General features: G+C 41.0%; 15 protein-coding genes and 1 tRNA gene. 15 read left to right on the top strand and 1 reads right to left on the bottom strand.

The window, feature by feature from the left end; translation table 11 throughout:
* The first annotated feature begins 3 nt into the window (after positions 1-3).
* The 10 genes from mraY (at position 4) to HW120_RS00900 (ending at position 11314) form a co-directional block, all read left to right on the top strand.
* Positions 4-1236 (top strand): phospho-N-acetylmuramoyl-pentapeptide-transferase, encoded by a 1233-nt coding sequence (gene mraY / locus HW120_RS00945; RefSeq protein WP_177730020.1) that lies wholly within the window; start codon positions 4-6, stop codon positions 1234-1236.
* Positions 1237-1238: 2 nt separating this feature from the next.
* Positions 1239-2570 carry a UDP-N-acetylmuramoyl-L-alanine--D-glutamate ligase gene (gene murD / locus HW120_RS00940; RefSeq protein ID WP_177730019.1) on the top strand — a complete coding sequence of 444 codons (1332 nt, stop codon included), beginning with the start codon at positions 1239-1241 and terminating at the stop codon, positions 2568-2570.
* A 49-nt stretch (positions 2571-2619) separates the two neighbouring features.
* Positions 2620-3915 (top strand): FtsW/RodA/SpoVE family cell cycle protein, encoded by a 1296-nt coding sequence (locus HW120_RS00935; protein ID WP_177730018.1) that lies wholly within the window; start codon positions 2620-2622, stop codon positions 3913-3915.
* A gap of 4 nt (positions 3916-3919) precedes the next feature.
* Positions 3920-5014: an undecaprenyldiphospho-muramoylpentapeptide beta-N-acetylglucosaminyltransferase gene (murG, locus tag HW120_RS00930; RefSeq protein ID WP_177730017.1), complete on the top strand. Its 1095-nt coding sequence runs from the start codon at positions 3920-3922 to the stop codon at positions 5012-5014.
* A 35-nt stretch (positions 5015-5049) separates the two neighbouring features.
* Positions 5050-6411, top strand: a complete 1362-nt coding sequence (gene murC / locus HW120_RS00925; protein WP_177730016.1) for a UDP-N-acetylmuramate--L-alanine ligase — start codon at positions 5050-5052, stop codon at positions 6409-6411.
* A 14-nt stretch (positions 6412-6425) separates the two neighbouring features.
* Complete coding sequence (locus HW120_RS00920) at positions 6426-7151, top strand: cell division protein FtsQ/DivIB (protein WP_177730015.1); 726 nt, start codon at positions 6426-6428, stop codon at positions 7149-7151.
* 3 nt (positions 7152-7154) lie between these two features.
* Positions 7155-8555, top strand: coding sequence for a cell division protein FtsA (gene ftsA, locus HW120_RS00915; RefSeq protein WP_177730014.1), 1401 nt, complete (start codon positions 7155-7157; stop codon positions 8553-8555).
* A gap of 12 nt (positions 8556-8567) precedes the next feature.
* Positions 8568-10550, top strand: a complete 1983-nt coding sequence (gene ftsZ, locus HW120_RS00910) for a cell division protein FtsZ (RefSeq protein ID WP_177730013.1) — start codon at positions 8568-8570, stop codon at positions 10548-10550.
* A gap of 190 nt (positions 10551-10740) precedes the next feature.
* Entirely contained in the window at positions 10741-11190 is a 450-nt protein-coding gene (locus HW120_RS00905; protein ID WP_177730012.1) for a GatB/YqeY domain-containing protein, read from the top strand.
* 50 nt (positions 11191-11240) lie between these two features.
* Positions 11241-11314: transfer RNA gene (locus HW120_RS00900), tRNA-Arg, on the top strand.
* A gap of 43 nt (positions 11315-11357) precedes the next feature.
* Here HW120_RS00900 and HW120_RS00895 read toward each other — a convergent pair.
* Entirely contained in the window at positions 11358-11609 is a 252-nt protein-coding gene (locus HW120_RS00895) for a hypothetical protein (protein WP_177729784.1), read from the bottom strand.
* A 36-nt stretch (positions 11610-11645) separates the two neighbouring features.
* Here HW120_RS00895 and HW120_RS00890 point away from each other — a divergent pair, with 36 nt between their 5' ends.
* The 5 genes from HW120_RS00890 (at position 11646) to HW120_RS00870 (ending at position 18471) form a co-directional block, all read left to right on the top strand.
* Entirely contained in the window at positions 11646-12299 is a 654-nt protein-coding gene (locus tag HW120_RS00890) for a zinc-dependent peptidase (protein ID WP_246297017.1), read from the top strand.
* 175 nt (positions 12300-12474) lie between these two features.
* Entirely contained in the window at positions 12475-13533 is a 1059-nt protein-coding gene (locus HW120_RS00885) for an efflux RND transporter periplasmic adaptor subunit (protein WP_177730011.1), read from the top strand.
* Positions 13534-13581: 48 nt separating this feature from the next.
* A complete protein-coding gene (locus HW120_RS00880) occupies positions 13582-16659 on the top strand; it encodes an efflux RND transporter permease subunit (RefSeq protein ID WP_177730010.1) in 3078 nt (1025 codons plus the stop codon).
* A gap of 2 nt (positions 16660-16661) precedes the next feature.
* Positions 16662-17963 carry a TolC family protein gene (locus HW120_RS00875; RefSeq protein ID WP_177730009.1) on the top strand — a complete coding sequence of 434 codons (1302 nt, stop codon included), beginning with the start codon at positions 16662-16664 and terminating at the stop codon, positions 17961-17963.
* A gap of 88 nt (positions 17964-18051) precedes the next feature.
* The gene (locus tag HW120_RS00870) at positions 18052-18471 is read left to right on the top strand and encodes a CBS domain-containing protein (RefSeq protein WP_177730008.1); all 420 of its coding nucleotides are present in this window, start codon (positions 18052-18054) and stop codon (positions 18469-18471) included.
* The last annotated feature ends 5 nt before the right edge of the window (positions 18472-18476 follow it).

The raw sequence follows: 18476 nt of genomic DNA, 5'->3' as shown, positions 1-18476 counted from the left end.
GATATGCTGTATTATTTCTTTCAATATTTAGATAAAACCTTAGATATTCCAGGAACTGGAGTTTTCCAGTATATCACATTCCGTTCAGGGTTGGCTATAATTCTTTCACTGATGATCTCGACTATTTTCGGAAAAAGAATCATCAACTTTTTAAGAAAACAACAAATCGGGGAAACCGTTCGTGAACTGGGATTAGAAGGACAAAAAGAAAAAGCAGGAACACCAACAATGGGTGGTCTGATCATTATCATGGCTACGTTGATTCCGGTATTATTGCTGGCAAAACTGGATAATATTTATGTGATGTTGTTAATCGTAACCACCTTATGGATGGGAACCATCGGTTTTGTGGATGATTATATCAAAATATTCAAAAAAGACAAAGAAGGATTAAAAGGGAAATTTAAAGTTATCGGACAGGTTGGATTGGGAATCATTGTAGGTTCTGTATTGTATTTTCACCCGGCAGTTACCGTTAGAACCGATACGGCTACTAAAAATATTTTCAATGTAGGAAGCGCTACGGCAACAATAGCGCCGGCTTTGGCAGAAGAAAAATCGACGGCTACAACAATCCCGTTCTTTAAAAATAACGAATTTGATTATGCCGAATTATTGGCATGGACCGGTGATAACTATGAAAGCTATGCCTGGTTGATTTTTATCCCGGTAGTGATCTTTATCATTACGGCAGTATCAAACGGGGCAAACCTGACCGATGGAATCGACGGTTTAGCCGCCGGAACCTCCGCGATATCCGTGCTCACGCTCGGTATTTTTGCATTCGTTTCCGGTAACATCATTTTCTCCAATTACCTGAACATTATGTATATCCCCAATTCGGGAGAAATGACGGTCTATATCTCCGCGTTTGTTGGAGCACTGATCGGGTTTTTGTGGTACAATACCTATCCCGCAACCGTGTTTATGGGAGATACCGGAAGTCTGACCATTGGAGGGATTATCGCAGTATTGGCAATTGCTGTTCGTAAAGAACTGTTGATTCCGGTATTGTGCGGTATATTCTTAGCAGAAAATTTATCAGTAATGCTACAGGTAGCTTACTTTAAATATACAAAAAAGAGATTTGGCGAAGGAAGAAGAATATTCCTCATGTCGCCGTTGCACCATCACTATCAGAAAAAGGGCTATCACGAAAGTAAAATCGTAACCCGTTTCTGGATTGTCGCAATCTTGTTGGCTATTTTCTCATTGGTTTCATTAAAATTAAGATAGGTATGAGGCTGGTAGTATTAGGAGGAGGAGAAAGCGGTGTTGGAACTGCGATCTTAGGGAAGAAAAAAGGATATGAGGTATTCTTATCCGATTTCGGAAAAATCAGGAACAATTATAAAGAAGTACTGATTCTGAATCAGATTCCCTGGGAAGAGCAGATGCACACGGAAGATTTGATTTTAAATGCCGATGTGGTAATGAAAAGTCCCGGTATTCCGGATAAATCGCCCATCGTAAAAGAAATAATGAAAAGAAATATTCCGATTATTTCGGAAATAGAATTTGCCAATCAGTTTACCGATGTCGTAACGGTCGGTATTACCGGAAGCAACGGTAAGACCACGACCACGATGCTCACCCATCATCTGCTGAAACAAGGCGGTTTGAATGTGGGTCTGGCGGGAAACATCGGAAAAAGTTATGCCTGGCAGATCGCCGAAAACAAATTTGAAGCCTACGTACTGGAGTTAAGTAGTTTTCAGCTGGACGGAATTGTGAATTACAGACCGCATATAGCCGTGATTACGAATATAAGCCCGGATCATTTGGACCGGTATAATTATGATTACAACCTGTATATCGAAGCGAAATTCAGAATAACCAAAAACCAGACAGAAGACGATTATCTTATTTATGATGCCGATGATGAAGCAATAACGGACTGGCTTTCCAAAAATGAGATAAGAGCAAAAAAAGTCCCTTTTTCACTGACAAAAACACTGGAAGAAGGCGCCTTTATAAAAGACAATACTATTAACACGAACATTAACAACCAAACATTTATCATGCCTATAAACGAACTATCACTTGAAGGAAAACATAACGTAAAAAACGCAATGGCAGCAACAACAGTAGCGCAATTAATGCGTATCAGAAAGGCAACGATCAGAGAAAGTTTATCCGATTTTCAGGGAGTGGAGCACCGTTTGGAAAAAGTGTTGAAAATTCAGAATGTACAATACATCAACGATTCCAAAGCAACGAATGTAAACGCTACATTTTTTGCTTTAGACAGCATGAATACACCAACGGTTTGGATTGTAGGTGGTGTTGATAAAGGAAACGACTATGCGGAATTAATGCCGCTGGTTCGTGAAAAAGTTAAGGCAATTGTTTGTTTGGGTGTTGACAATTCCAAAATTATTGAAGCATTCAGTAATGTGGTGGATGTGATGGTAGAAACAACAAGCATGACCGAAGCAGTTAAAATAGCACAAAAAATGGCCGAAAAAGGAGATACGGTTTTACTTTCTCCGGCTTGTGCCAGTTTTGACCTGTTTGAAAGCTATGAAGACAGAGGAAAGCAATTTAAAAATGCCGTTCAAAGTCTGTAAGGAATTTAAAATAAAAAACAGATGGGCTGCCATCGTTTAAACATAAAAAATGAAAGCATTATTAACCAATTTAAGAGGCGATAAAGGAATCTGGGCATTCGTGTCCTTATTGGCTTTGTTTTCTTTTATGCCCGTTTTCAGTGCCAGTACGAATCTTGTTTACGTTGTAGGTAAAGGCTCTACTATTGGCTATCTGATGAAACATTTGGTTCATATTTTCATTGGATTTTGCCTGATCTATTTTGTACATAAAACACCCTATCACTATTTTAAAGCCATCTCAAAAGTAGCCTTGCCCATAGTGGTACTGCTGCTGGGCTATACAATGGTGCAGGGAACGACAATCGGGGGTGCAAATGCCAGCCGCTGGATCCAGGTTCCGTTTATCGGGGTGAGTTTTCAAACCTCTGCATTAGCGCTGATTGTACTGATGATTTATGTAGCGCGGTACCTTTCAAAAATTGAAGAAAAAGAATATACATTTCAGTCGTCACTTTTTGAGCTTTGGTTGCCTGTTTTCTCAGTAATAATCTTAATTTTGCCGGCCAATTTTTCCACAGCGGCCTTGATATTTTCAATGGTCTGCATGCTGGTTTTTGTCGGGAAATACCCAATGAAATATTTAGGGGTTATTATAGGAGTAGGATTGGCAGGCTTAATCATGTTCGTACTGGTTGCAAAAGCCTTCCCGGATGCCATGCCCAATCGTGTGGATACCTGGATGAGCCGTATCGAACGCTTTAGCTCGGATGAGCCGAATGAAGACGATTACCAGATAGAAAAAGCCAAAATTGCAATTGCTTCGGGTAAAATTTACGGTGTTGGTCCCGGTAAAAGTGTTCAGAAAAACTTTTTACCGCAATCCTCTTCCGATTTTATCTTCGCGATTATCGTGGAAGAATACGGTTTGTTAGGCGGATTGGCGATCTTGTTTTTATACCTGATGCTGTTTTTCAGATTCCTGATTACGGCACACAAAGCGCCTACACTGTTTGGAAAACTGCTTATCGTTGGCTTAGGGTTTCCAATTGTCTTTCAGGCATTGGTAAATATGGGTGTTGCGGTAGAACTGTTGCCTACAACAGGACAAACGCTGCCGCTGATCAGTAGCGGGGGTAGTTCCATCTGGATGACCTGTATCGCGATCGGGATTATTCTTAGTGTGACCAAAAAAGAAGAAGAAATTGCGCTGGAAGAAGAAGAAAAGAAACAAAGGGAAGAAGCGTTACAACGCATTATTGACAGACAATTAGAAGAAGAAAATAAAGAACTGGCAGCAGTGGAAGACTATTCGATTGAAGATGTAGGAGATAATCCGATGAATGCTGTTCTGAATAAAAAATAATAAAATGAAAGAGAACCCTAAATTCATAATTAGTGGCGGCGGAACCGGAGGACATATCTATCCGGCTATTGCTATTGCCAACGAATTAAAAGTTCGCTTTCCAAAAGCAGAAATCCTTTTTGTTGGTGCTCAGGATAAAATGGAAATGCAAAAGGTGCCGCAGGCCGGTTACCCGATAAAAGGACTTTGGATTGCCGGAATTCAGCGAAAACTGACCTTGCAGAATGCCATGTTTCCATTCAAGCTGATCTCAAGCCTGGCAAAATCCTATGGGATTCTGAAACAATTCAAACCCGATGTTGTCATCGGGACTGGTGGATTTGCCAGCGGAGCCGTTTTAAAAGTGGCTTCCGGTATGGGGATTCCAACCGTTATCCAGGAGCAGAATTCCTATCCGGGAATTACAAACAAGCTGCTGGGTAAAAAAGCAAATGCCATTTGTGTGGCCTATGAAAACCTGGAAGCCTTTTTTCCGAAAGATAAAATGAAGCTAACCGGTAATCCGGTGCGTCAGGATCTGATTTCGGTGGCCTCCAAAAAAGAAGAAGCGATTGCGCACTTTGCGCTGGATGCTCATAAAAAAACACTGCTGGTTTTAGGTGGAAGTTTAGGTGCCCGGAGAATCAACCAGTTAATTGCAAAAGAGCTGGAATGGCTTTTAGCGCAAAACATCCAGATAATCTGGCAATGCGGGAAACTGTATTTTGAGGAATACAAGCATTTTTCCGAAAAAGAAAATGTGCAGGTAGTGGCCTTTATTGATCGTATGGATCTGGTATATGCTGCGGCAGATATCGTGATTTCCCGTTCGGGAGCCTCGTCGGTATCGGAATTGTGTATCGTTGGGAAACCGGTTGTTTTTATTCCGTCGCCCAATGTAGCCGAAGACCATCAGACCAAAAACGCCAAAGCCATTGTGGATAAAAACGGAGCTTTGCTATTGAAAGAATCCGAATTGGAGGAACAGTTTGAAACGGTTTTTAAAAACCTGTTGGACAACGAAGGAATGCGAAACCAGTTGAGTGAAAATATCAAACAACTGGCCTTGCCGGATGCGACGAAGCAAATCGCGGATGAAATTGTAAAATTGATAAAATAAGCCGGGGCTGGCAACGGCCGGGCAAACAATATAAAATGAACTTAAACCAGATACATAACGTCTATTTCATCGGAATCGGAGGCATCGGAATGAGTGCCTTAGCGCGCTATTTCAAATACATTGGAAAAAATGTAGCGGGTTATGACAAAACGCCGACGCATCTAACCGGGGAATTACAGGAAAGCGGTATTGCGATCCATTTTGAAGACAATGTAGCGCAAATTGGGGAAGCGTTTTTAAATAAAGAAAATACATTGGTGGTTATCACGCCGGCAGTGCCCAAACAGCATGCCGAGTGGAACTACTTTCTGGATAACGGATTTGTGGTGAAAAAACGGGCAGAAGTTTTAGGCATCATTACCAAAGATACCTTTTGTTTTGCAGTTGCCGGAACGCACGGAAAAACAACGACATCCAGTATTTTAGGCCACGTTTTATACGAAAGCGGCGTGGATGTAACGGCATTCCTGGGCGGAATTGTAGAGAATTACAACTCCAATTTAATTGGCAGCGGAAAAACGGTAACAGTGGTGGAAGCCGATGAATTTGACCGTTCTTTTTTACACCTGCATCCCAATATTGCCTGTGTGACCTCAATGGACGCCGATCATTTGGATATTTATGGCGATAAAGCTTCCATTGAAGCCTCGTTTATTGAATTTGCGAATAAAGTAGAAGATAAAAAGCATTTGTTTGTCACAAACGGATTGCCATTGGAAGCTATCACGGTTGGTGTAAATGATGATTCCCTGTTTGTAGCGAAAAATATCAGAATTATTGACGGATGGTATGTGTTTGATGTAAGCACGCCAACCGAAGAAATTAAAGATTTGAAATTTGGTTTACCAGGGAAGCATAATTTGACTAATGCATTGCTGGCTTTGGCGATGGCAAAAACATACGGTACCCCAACGGCTGACATTGCCAAAGCTTTTTTAACATTCAAAGGAGTGAGAAGACGCTTCTCGTTTCAGATCAGAAAACCGGAATTTGTGTATATCGATGATTATGCGCACCATCCGACAGAAATAAATGCCGTGCACCAGGCAGTAAGGGAGTTGTATCCCGGACAGAAAGTGCTTGCCGTGTTTCAGCCGCATCTTTTTAGCAGAACCCGCGATTTTGCAGATGATTTTGCCAAGAGCCTGTCACAGTTTGACGAGATCTTTTTAATGGATATTTATCCGGCAAGAGAACTGCCAATGGAAGGAATTACCTCGCAATGGCTGCTGGATAAAATCGAGAATCCGAATAAGAAATTAGTATCAAAAGAAGCATTGCTTGCATTAATGCAGGAATCGGATGCTCCGGTGATGGTAACAATAGGAGCCGGTGATGTGGGAGAGATGGTTCCGGAGATAAAAACAGCATTGAAAACCGCTAAAAAAATAGATTAAAAAGGATAAAAACGATGAAAAAAATTAAATGGACAGATGTAAGATTGGTACTCATGATCGGGGTAGTGATTTTCCTGTATTCCTTTTCATCGAAACGGAATGAAAGCCGCCATTTGGTTAAATCGGAAGTCCGGTTTTTAGGGGATAATAATCTTTTCATAACGCCGGAAACGGTTGATAACTTGTTAATACAAAATTTTAACAAGGTTACGGACATAAGGAAAGATAAGCTAGATTTGAATAGATTGGAGCATATTCTCGATAGTAATGAAATGATTGCAAAAGCAGAGGTGTTTGCTACTATTGACGGGACTCTAAAGGCTGTCGTAACACAAAAGACCCCTATTGCGAGAGTAGATAGTGAAGGAAGTTCTTATTATATTGACTATGAGGGTAATCAAATGCCTTTGTCGGATAATTTTACAGCAAGAGTTCCTTTGATTTCAGGTGAAATAACCACTGAAAACAAGAAACAGCTGACCGATGTTTTCAGAAAAATACATGACGATGAATTTCTGAAAAAAAACATCATCGGGATAGAAATTTCACCAACCGGTGGCCTTATCATGACGAACAGAAATTATAATTATCAGATTCTTTTCGGAAGAACAATCAATGTTGACAAGAAGTTTGATAACTATAAAGCCTTTTTTCAACACGCGATAAAGGATACCCTGATTGGAAATTATAAAACAATAAATCTGAAGTTTACACAACAAGTAGTGTGCACCAAAAATTAGAATATGGAAAAAGAGAGTATTGCAGTAGGTTTAGACATTGGAACAACCAAGATTGTTGCAATGATTGGCAAGAAAAATGAGTACGGAAAATTAGAGATTTTAGGAGTAGGAAAATCCAAAAGCCTTGGTGTGGCTCGTGGAGTTGTGAATAATATTACACAAACGATTCAGTCTATTCAGCAGGCAATTATTGAAGCTGAAGCAGATTCGGGATATAAAATTAATGATGTGGTGGTAGGTATTGCGGGACAACATATCCGTAGTATTCAGCACAGTGATTATATCAGCAGAAATAATCCGGAAGAAGTAATTGGTGATGCCGATATTGATTTACTGATCAATCAGGTACACAAATTGGCGATGTTGCCGGGTGAAGAAATTATCCATGTATTACCGCAGGAATTTAAAATCGACGGACAGTCGGAAATTAAAGAACCTATCGGGATGTACGGAGGAAGACTGGAAGCAAGTTTTCACGTTGTGGTAGGGCAGGCTTCTTCCATTAGAAATGTGGGCAGATGTATCAAGAGTTCCGGACTGGATTTATCCGGTTTAACTCTGGAGCCGCTGGCTTCTGCCGATGCGGTTTTAAGTCAGGAAGAAAAAGAAGCAGGTGTTGCGCTAATCGATATAGGAGGCGGAACAACTGATCTGGCTATTTTTAAAGACGGCATTATCAGGCATACTGCTGTCATTCCTTTTGGAGGAAATGTGATTACAGACGATATTAAAGAAGGCTGTTCGATTATTGAAAAACAAGCCGAATTGCTGAAAATAAAATTTGGCTCTGCCTGGCCGGGAGAAAATAAAGACAACGAAATTGTGTCTATCCCGGGATTAAGAGGAAGAGAGCCGAAAGAAATTTCACTAAAAAATCTGTCCAAAATTATCCATGCGAGAGTAGTGGAAATTGTAGAGCAGGTTTTTGCCGAAATCAAAGCGTACGGTCATGAAGATCCAAGAAAAAAACTGATTGCAGGAATAGTATTGACCGGAGGCGGAGCCCAATTGAATCATATCAAACAATTGGTCGAATACATCACCGGAATGGATACCCGGATCGGATACCCGAATGAGCATTTGGCCGGAAATTCGGATGAAGAGATCTCCAGTCCGTTATATGCAACAGCAGTGGGATTGGTAATGAACAGTATCCGAAACAACACCAGAAGTGCAACACCACTGGCGGAAATAAGAGTGGAAACGCCAAAGGTTGAAGTAAGACAGCCGGTAATACGAGAGCCGGAAATTGAAGAAGAAGAGATAGTACAGGAACAGGAGCCAGTTAAGCCGGTTTATAACGCCAAAGATGTTGATGCCGAATCAACGAAGGACAAAATAAAAAGAGGCTTTTTTGACAAGTATATAGATAAGATTAAAGAATTTTTAGATAACGCAGAATAAAACCGATACGATATGAATAGCAACTCAGAATTTGGAAGCATTTCATTTGATTTACCAAAAAATCAATCAAATGTAATTAAAGTTATTGGTGTAGGTGGAGGTGGTAGTAATGCCATCAATCACATGTTTAAACAAGGGATTAAAGGAGTGGACTTCGTGGTTTGTAATACAGATTCACAAGCTTTGCAAAGCAGTTCGGTGCCTAATAAAATTCAACTTGGCGTTAGTTTGACAGAAGGTCTTGGAGCCGGGGCAAATCCGGAAGTAGGACAGCAATCGGCTTTAGAAAGTATAGAGGAAATTGAGAAAATGCTGGATACGAATACTAAAATGGTATTCATTACAGCCGGAATGGGTGGTGGAACAGGAACAGGTGCTGCACCGGTTATTGCCCAGTTATCCAAAGAAAGAGATATCCTGACAGTTGGTATCGTGACGATCCCTTTTCAGTTTGAAGGGAAAGTACGTCAGGAGCAGGCGTTGTTAGGAGTGGAAAGACTTAGAAAACAAGTTGACTCTTTAATCGTTATCAACAACAATAAATTAAGAGAAGTATACGGAAACCTTGGCTTTAAAGCAGGATTCTCGAAAGCGGATGAAGTATTGGCAACCGCTTCAAGAGGAATTGCAGAAGTTATTACGCATCACTATACGCAGAATATTGACTTAAAAGACGCGAAGACAGTATTGTCAAACAGCGGAACAGCTATAATGGGATCGGCAATGGCGAGCGGTGAAACCCGCGCTAAAGACGCTATCGTGGATGCTTTGGATTCGCCTTTATTGAATGACAATAAAATTACAGGCGCTAAAAATGTATTGTTGCTGATTGTATCCGGAACAAACGAGATTACGATTGACGAGATCGGAGAAATCAACGACCACATCCAGATGGAAGCCGGTCACAATGCGAATATCATTATGGGGGTTGGTGAAGACGAATCCTTAGGTGATGCAATTGCAGTGACTATTATTGCTACCGGATTTAATGTAGAGCAACAGGCGGATATCGTGAATACAGAACCTAAAAAGATCATCCACACTTTAGAGGGTGAGCAAAAAATGGTTCAGGATTTAACAAGCAAACCGTTTTTACCATCATTTGATTTTTCATCACCAATTGAAAGAGAAAATGCTCAGGCAATACTTGCGGAAGCAACGTCGCAATTGCCGGTAGAAGAAAAAATCGTTTTCTCTTTAGAAGAAGAAACAACAGAGGTTTTTGAAAAAAAAGAACCGATAGCAGCGGTTATTGAAGAAGAATTGCCAACGGCAGACTTTATCAATAATTTAGATGTGTTTTTTGAAATCGTTTCTCCGGTAAAAGAAGAAGCTCCAGTAGCAGCTGCTCCGGTAATGAGAGATGTGCGTGAAATTGAAGTTTTTGAACCGCAGTTTGTGGTGCCGAAAACAGAAGAGCAGATCACGTTCTCTTTTGATTTGCCTATCAGCAACACCGCTGCTTTTCACCAGGAAAGAGTATCGTATGAGCTGAGCAACGAAACAAAAGAAATTAAAGTGAATCAGCCGGTACAGGTTGTTCCGGTTACCGAAGTGAATAAGTCGGGAGTAGTAAAATACTCTCTGGAGGACTATATGGAGAAAGAGAATGAACTGATCACGTCCAAACCGGTTGCTGAAATCAAAGAAGAGCCCATCGCGGAAGAACTGAACTTCACAATGAAAAAAGTGGAGCCGGTAGCGCCAAATACCTCTTTTGATGAAATTTCTCCTGTGGAAATGACAATTGAAGAAACACTTCGCATGCGGGCTGAAGAGCGTAAAAGAAAAATGAAAGAGTTCAATTATAAATTCAACAACAGTGCTTCACGTGTTAATGAATTGGAAAAAGAACCGGCTTATAAAAGAATGGGCGTTGATTTAAATTCGGCACCTGTAGATAACAGCAAATCACGGATGTCTTTAGGGATGGATAGTAACGATGACTTACAGTTGCGTTCCAATAATTCCTTCCTGCACGACAACGTAGATTAACTAACCTAATTTTGAGAAACCTTTAACCCGAAATCAAATTTGATTTTGGGTTATTTTTTTTATCTTCGCAAAGCCAATTCAAATCGGGAGCAAATGCTGTCCGATGCTGAGGATGCTTAAAGAGTCTTTAGGCTGTTTAAGAGGCTTTTCCGGATCATCCGGAGAACAAAACAATTAATATTCAAAAAAGATGAGCTTACAAACACAAATCATGGACGAGATGAAAAACGCCATGAAAGCAAAAGATACTGTTGCTTTAGAAGCTTTACGAGCGATTAAATCAGAAATATTACTGGCGCAGACTTCTTCAGGTGCTAAAGAAGATATCTCGGCAGAAGATGAAATAAAATTATTGCAGAAACTGGTTAAGCAGCGAAAAGACAGTGCTGCGATATTTTCGGAGCAGGGCCGTGCAGACCTGGCAGAGCCGGAATTGGCTCAGGTGGCGGTAATTGAAAAGTTTTTACCGGCACAATTATCGGAAGCAGAAGTAGAAGCAGTAGTGTCTAAAATTATTGCCGACGGTGGTTTTTCAGGAATGGGAAGCATGGGTCAGGTAATGGGAATGGTATCAAAAGAGTTGGCTGGAAAAGCTGACGGGAAAACTATTTCAACAATTGTTAAAAAGCTTTTGGCATAATAGTATAAAAATTCAATTCAGATTGTTTACTTTGCAACCTGAAATGAAATGACCGCGTAGTTCAATTGGATAGAATATCAGATTTCGGCTCTGAGGGTTGGGGGTTCGAACCCCTCCGCGGTCACAATTAAAGTTTAAATACTTGATTTTTATTGTTTTGTAATTAATTACACGTTAATTGCTCCTGCTGTTTTCCTGGAAGTACAATGGGAAACAGTCCTGAAACGGGTGTTTTTAGTAATTTTTAGCTGGTATAAATGGGTGTACTCTTTCTTTTGCTTGTTCAAGATCATAAGAATGACACCCCGGAAGGAAAGATGATTCTGGTCTTTTTTTTCCTGATGATCCTCCTGATGGTCCTTGTCCGCTTTACGGAACCCCTTTATGCTTATATCTTCAAGAAACCGTTTTATGTTCATTTTTACCCTTTTCCAAGGCGGTTAAACTATGAGCGGTTGTTTATCCTTCAAACGAAATTTTCTTTTTACCAGAGATTACCCGAAAAGCAAAAAAGCTATTTTGAACATCGCGTTGCTGTTTTTATAGCAAAATACCGGTTTATCGGGAAAGAAGGACTCGTGGTAAGCGAAGAGATGAAAGTGCTCATTGCAGCGACTTCCACAATGCTCACTTTCGGAATGCGGCAGTACCTGTACCGCTTTTTTGATAAAATTATTATTTTTCCAACACGGTATTATTCGACGTCTAAAGGCGAATATCACAAAGGCGAATTCAATCCGGCCGTAAAAGCAATCGTGTTTTCATGGGAAGACTTTGTAGAAGGATACCTGTACGAAAACGATAACCTGAATCTCGGGCTTCACGAATTTACACATGCCCTGCATTTTCAGGGATTGAGAAGCAACGACATCAGTGCTGTTATTTTTGCCGATATGTGCGCGAAAATCATAGAAGAAGTGAAACACGAACCCAACCGGAACAGACTGCTGGCATCCGGTTATTTCCGGAATTATGCCTTTACCAACGAATTCGAATTCCTGGCTGTAATTCTGGAATATTTTTTTGAAACCCCCGAAACGTTTAAGCAGTATTTCCCGGAATTATACAGCAATGTAAAAAGGATGATCAATTTTAAGGAGCATTACTGATTGCTTGAAAAAACAACAAATTTGCCGGTAAATGTTGCAGCTTGATTGTGATAAATTTAAATTTCTAAAAATATTGTTAAATAAAATTTAATGATTGAAGAAATACAGTTTTTAAAAATTAGCTTTGTTTCGTATAGCAAAAACTTACTATAACACTACATTATAAAAAATAACTATGAAAGTTAAGAATATTGTATATCTCGTTCTGATAGTAGCTTTAGGAGGATTGATAGCATATCGTATATCTGCCAACAAAGAAAAAAATAGTGAAGGAAAAGGAAAAGGCGATGGTAAAAAAGCCGCTATGGTTGCCGGAATAGTCCTGAAACCACAGGTTTTCTCCGATAATTTATCCCTTTCCGGTTCCATTGAAGCCAATGAACAGGTTGAAATCAGAAGTGAAGTTTCCGGAATAGTGGAAAGCATTAACTTTAATGAAGGCACACACGTTACTCAGGGACAGGTACTTTTTAAGATTAACGACCTTGAATTAAGAGCACAGCTTTCACAGGCAAAAACCAAACAGGCTCTTGCTTCGGAAAACGAAAGAAGAGCAAAATTACTACTACAAAAAGAGGCCATCAGCCAGGAAGAATACGATATTGCCAGCGCCGATTTCCGTTCGGCTCAGGCACAAACCCAGCTTATTCAGGTACAGCTTGCCAAAACGAGCGTTAAGGCTCCGTTTTCAGGGAAAATAGGATTGCGTTCCATTTCAAAAGGAACCTATGTGACGCCCACTACAGTAGTGGCAAAACTGGTAAACATGAACCAGGTGAAGATCACTTTTTCGATTCCGGAAAAATATGCCACACAAATGAAAGTAAATGCTACCCTTAGCTTTACGGTAGCCGGTTCCAAAGAACAGTTTAAAGCAAAAGTTTACGCGGTCGAGCCGGAAGTGGATGTGACTACCCGTACCCTTCAGATGAGAGCGGTTGCAGAAAATCCGGACGGAAAACTGTTGCCGGGAACGTATGCAAACGTAGCGTTGCCATTGGAAAACATCAATGATGCCCTTCTGGTACCTACGGAAGCGTTGATTCCAATTCAGAACGGTAAGAAAATATTTATTTCCGAAAACGGAAAAGCAAAAGAAATTGTTGTGACAACAGGGGCCAGAACCGATAAAAATATTCTGGTTACTTCTGGTTTGAAAGCAGGAGATACAGTTCTGACAAGCGGAGTGATGACCCTGAAAAATGATGCTCCGGTAAAAGTGACCCTAAAATAATATTTAAGACCTGTCCGCAGGCCTTAAAGTAATGCATACAACATCAAAATGAGTTTATCTACTATAAGTATCAAAAGACCGGTTCTGACGATAGTAATCAACTTAATGTTGATACTTTTCGGAGTAATTGGTTATACCTATCTGGGAGTCCGCGAATTCCCGTCTATTGACCCGGCGCAGATTTCGGTACGAACAAGCTATGCCGGCGCGAATGCCGATATTATCGAATCGCAGATCACCGAACCGCTTGAAAAAGCAATCAACTCGATTGACGGTATCCGGAATATAACTTCCTCAAGTAACCAGGGAAGCAGTAATATTACCATTGAGTTTAACCTGGATAAAAACCTGGAAGAAGCGGCGAATGACGTGCGTGATAAAGTTGCCCAGGCTGTAAGAAGCCTGCCGCAGGATATTGATGCGCCGCCGGTAGTTTCGAAAGCAGATGCCGATTCGGAGCCCATCATCACGATGACGGTGCAGAGTGACAACAAAAACGTACTGGAATTAAGCGACTATGCCGATAATGTTATCGCACAGCGTTTGCAAACCATTCCCGGAGTAAGTAGCGTACAGATCTGGGGACAGCGCAAATATGCAATGCGGCTTTGGATCGATCCGGTAAAACTGGCTTCATACGGCTGTACCGTTTCGGACGTGCGGGATGCACTGAACAAGCAGAATGTCGAATTGCCATCGGGTAAACTGACAGGTGAAAATACAGAGCTGACGGTAAAAACAATTGGAAACTTATCGACGGAAGAAGAATTCAACAATATTATTGTCCGTGCAGCTGGTGATAAAATTGTCCGTTTAAGCGATGTTGGAAAAGCATCCCTGGAAGCGGAAAACCTGGAAACAAAATTAAGCGACTCCGGTCAGCCAATGGTTGGTATGGCTATTATCCCGCAACCGGGAACCAACTATCTGGATATAGCCGAAAAATTTTATGTGCAGTACGACCAGTTAAAAAAAGACCTTCCGAAAGACTTTAAACTGAATATTGCCATTGATAATACGGTTTTCGTAAAAAAAGCGGTATTGGAAGTAGCGGAAACCCTGTTAATCTCGGTTATCCTGGTAGTATTGATCATTTACCTTTTCTTTAGAGACTGGGCCATTGCCTTCCGTCCGTTAATTGATATTCCGGTTTCGTTAATTGCGACCTTCTTTATCATGTATATCTTCGGATTCTCGGTAAATGTACTGACCTTGCTGGCAATTGTACTGGCAACGGGATTAGTGGTCGATGACGGGATTGTGGTAACGGAAAATATCTTTAAGAAAGTTGAAGAGGGAATGAGCCCTATTGAAGCTGCCGTAAAAGGATCGAATGAGATTTTCTTTGCCGTAATTTCAATTTCAGTTACACTGGCTGCGGTATTCTTACCGGTGATTTTCCTGGAAGGATTCGTAGGACGACTGTTCCGGGAATTTGGAGTGGTTATCGGGGCTGCCGTATTGATCTCAGCCTTTGTGTCCCTGACGTTAACCCCTATGCTGAATGCCTACCTGATGAAAGGCGGCGAACAGAAAAAATCGAAGTTTTACAACCTTACCGAACCCTATTTTGAAAAACTGAATAAAGGCTATGCCAATTCATTAGTAGGTTTCTTAAAAAGAAAATGGCTGAGTTTCCCGATCCTGATAGGCTGTATCGGTTTAATTGCTTTGTTCTTTACCATCATTCAGAAAGAAACGGCACCTTATGACGACAGAAGCTTTCTGAGTCTTAGGGTAACGGCTCCGGAAGGGGCAACCTACGATTATATGGACCGTTTTATGACGGAACTAACGGAGCTGATTAACGATTCGGTACCGGAAAAGAAAGTGAGTTTGATTATCACCTCTCCGGGATTTGGTTCGTCATCGGTGAACAGTGGTGTGGCGAGATTGTCACTGGTAGAGCCTAATGAAAGAAAGAAAACCCAGAAGCAAATCGCAGATGATTTGTCAAAATGGACAAAACAATATTCGGAAGCAAAAGTCGCTGTTTCGGAATCGCCTACTATTGCGGTAAACAGAAGAGGCGGATTGCCGATTCAATACATCATTCAGGCGCCGAACTTTAAAAAATTGCAGGAAAAGATTCCGGAATTTATGGATGAAATATCGAAAGATCCTACCTTCTCCATTACCGATGTGAATCTGAAATTCAATAAACCCGAAATTTATGTGAGCATTGACCGGGAAAAAGCCCAAAGCCTGGGTGTTTCGGTAATTGATGTGGCACAGACCTTACAGTTGTCTTTGAGCGGCCAGCGTTTCGGATACTTTATGATGAACGGAAAACAGTACCAGGTAATGGGACAGTTTGATAAAAAAGACAGAAGTGCTCCGATGAATTTAACATCAATGTTTGTGCGTAATAAAGACGGACAGTTGATTCAGCTGGACAACCTGGTAACGATTGAAGAGCAAAGCAGTCCGCCGCAATTGTACCACAACAACCGTTATATGTCGGCTACCGTTTCGGCTGGTCTGGCACCGGGGAAAAGTCTGGGGGAGGGTATTGAGGCCATGGAGCGAGTACGTGCGAAAGTACTGGACGATAGTTTTACAACCGATCTGGGAGGAGAATCCCGCGACTTTGTGGAAAGTAGCTCGAATACTTCCTTTGCTTTCGGTTTGGCCCTGCTCCTGATCTTCCTGATCTTAGCGGCACAGTTTGAAAGTTTTATAGATCCTTTTATCATTATCCTGACCGTTCCAATGGCGGTTGCCGGAGCCTTATTGTCGCTTTGGCTGTTTGGTCAGACCTGGAACATCTTTAGCCAGATTGGGACCATTATGTTAATTGGTCTGGTAACGAAGAACGGTATCTTAATCGTGGAGTTTGCCAACCAGCTGAGGGAGGAAGGAAAAGATAAATATGAAGCAATAGTGGAAGCTGCCGAATCGCGTTTGAGACCGATCCTGATGACGAGTTTGGCGATTGCTTTGGGTGCACTGCCAATTGCGATGTCGCTTGGAGCTGCTTCACAAAGTAGAATGGGTATGGGAATCGTTATCGTTGGAGGTACGATATTCTCATTGGTGTTGACATTATTTGTTATTCCGGCTATTTATTTAATGTGGTCCAGAGCCCGTAAACATCGCCCGGAGTTTGATAATATTAAGGATTAATTATGAAGAGTTATCTATTTATTTTTATAGCGGTATTATTTGTCGGAACGGTTGATGCGCAGGAAGTTTTAACGGCGCAGGGAGCTGTTGAAATTGCGCTGAAAAACAATTACGATATTTTAATAGCAGCGAATCAGGCTAAAATAAGTGAAAAAAATGTAGGCATTGCCAATGCCGGAATGCTGCCCAAACTGGACGCCACATTAACCCAGAACAACAATATCCAGAATTCGACGCAAACACAGGCGGACGGAACGGAAAGAAAACTGGATAATGCCAAAAACAACAGCTTGAATTATGGCGTTACGTTAGGCTGGACCGTTTTTGACGGATTTAAAATGTTTGCCCGTTACGATCAGCTGAAAGAACTGGAAAAGCAGGGTGAAGCACAATTAAAATCGGCTATAGTAACCAAAATTGCCGATGTATTATCCATGTATTATGATCTGGTACAGCAACAGCAACAGCTGGCAACGCTGGATACCACTATCGTTATTTCAAAACAAAGACTGCAAACGGCAGATAACCGTTTTAAAATTGGGAAAGCATCCAAACTGGAAGTGCTGAATGCACAGGTGGACCTGAATACGGATGCGTCAAATTTACTGCGCCAGAAAGAACTTTTTGCCAATACAAAATCGGCTTTAAACGAATTGCTGGCAAGAGCGGTTACCACCGATTTTAGTGTGGTGGAAACCGTGAAAATTGATGACAAGCTGGTATTGGTCGATTTGATCGCTTTAGCCGACAAACAAAACCCGGATGTACAAATAGCCATTATTAATAAAAGAGTGGCGGAACTCGATTTAAAACAAGTGAAATCGAGCCGTTACCCGGTGGTGCGGGTCAATACCGGTTATAATTTTTCGGAAACGGAATCCAGTTTAGGTTTCGTGACCCAATCCTCTACAAAAGGACTGAATTACGGATTGAGTGCCACGTTGAATATTTTCAATGGTTTTTTACAGCACCGTAATGAGAAAATAGCCAATTTGCAGGTTGAGAACTCAAGCTTTCTGCTGGATAAACAAAAGCAGAATCTGAATGTTCAGCTGGCAACGGTTTACCAGTCGTATTTAACCAATCTGGAACTGTCCAAACTGGAAGAAAAGAACGAAGAAATTGCCCGGCAGAATCTGGAAATTACTTTGGAAAAATTCAAAATCGGTACCATCACTACTATAGAATTCCGTAATGCACAATTGAACTATATTACGGCACGTACGCGTCATAGTGCGGCAAAATTCCAGGCAAAAATTTCAGAAGTGGCTTTAAAAGAATTAACCGGATCGGTGGAATTTTAAGCAAGAACTTTCTATTTAAACATGATTTTTGTCAATGTTTTTGTAACTTTATTAGGCTAAATTAGCTCATAATCAAAAACATAAAGTTATGAAACATCGTGTTCCGGTATCGTCCATTATGACTAAAAATGTGGTTAAACTCAACGTGTCTGATGATTTAACCAAGGCGGAGTTACTCTTTAAAAAAAATAACATCAGGCATATTCCTGTAGTTCGCGGCAGCGTTATTGTAGGGATGTTAAGTTATACCGATTTGCTCCGCATTTCTTTCGTGGATGCAGTAGACGACGATGATGAAATTGTCGATACTACCGTGTATAATATGTTTACTATTGAACAGGTAATGGCTAAGAAATTAGTAACGATTTCGCCGGATAGTACCATAAAAGAAGCAGCCGAAATTTTAGCGAACAAAGAGTTCCATGCCTTACCGGTAGTGGAAGGCGACCTGCTTGTAGGTATTGTAACGACTACAGATCTTATTAAATATTTGGTTAGCCAGTATTAATATTG

This window comes from Flavobacterium inviolabile (assembly GCF_013389455.1).
Taxonomy (GTDB): Bacteria; Bacteroidota; Bacteroidia; order Flavobacteriales; family Flavobacteriaceae; genus Flavobacterium; species Flavobacterium inviolabile.
This window is presented reverse-complemented; position numbering and strand designations above follow the sequence as displayed.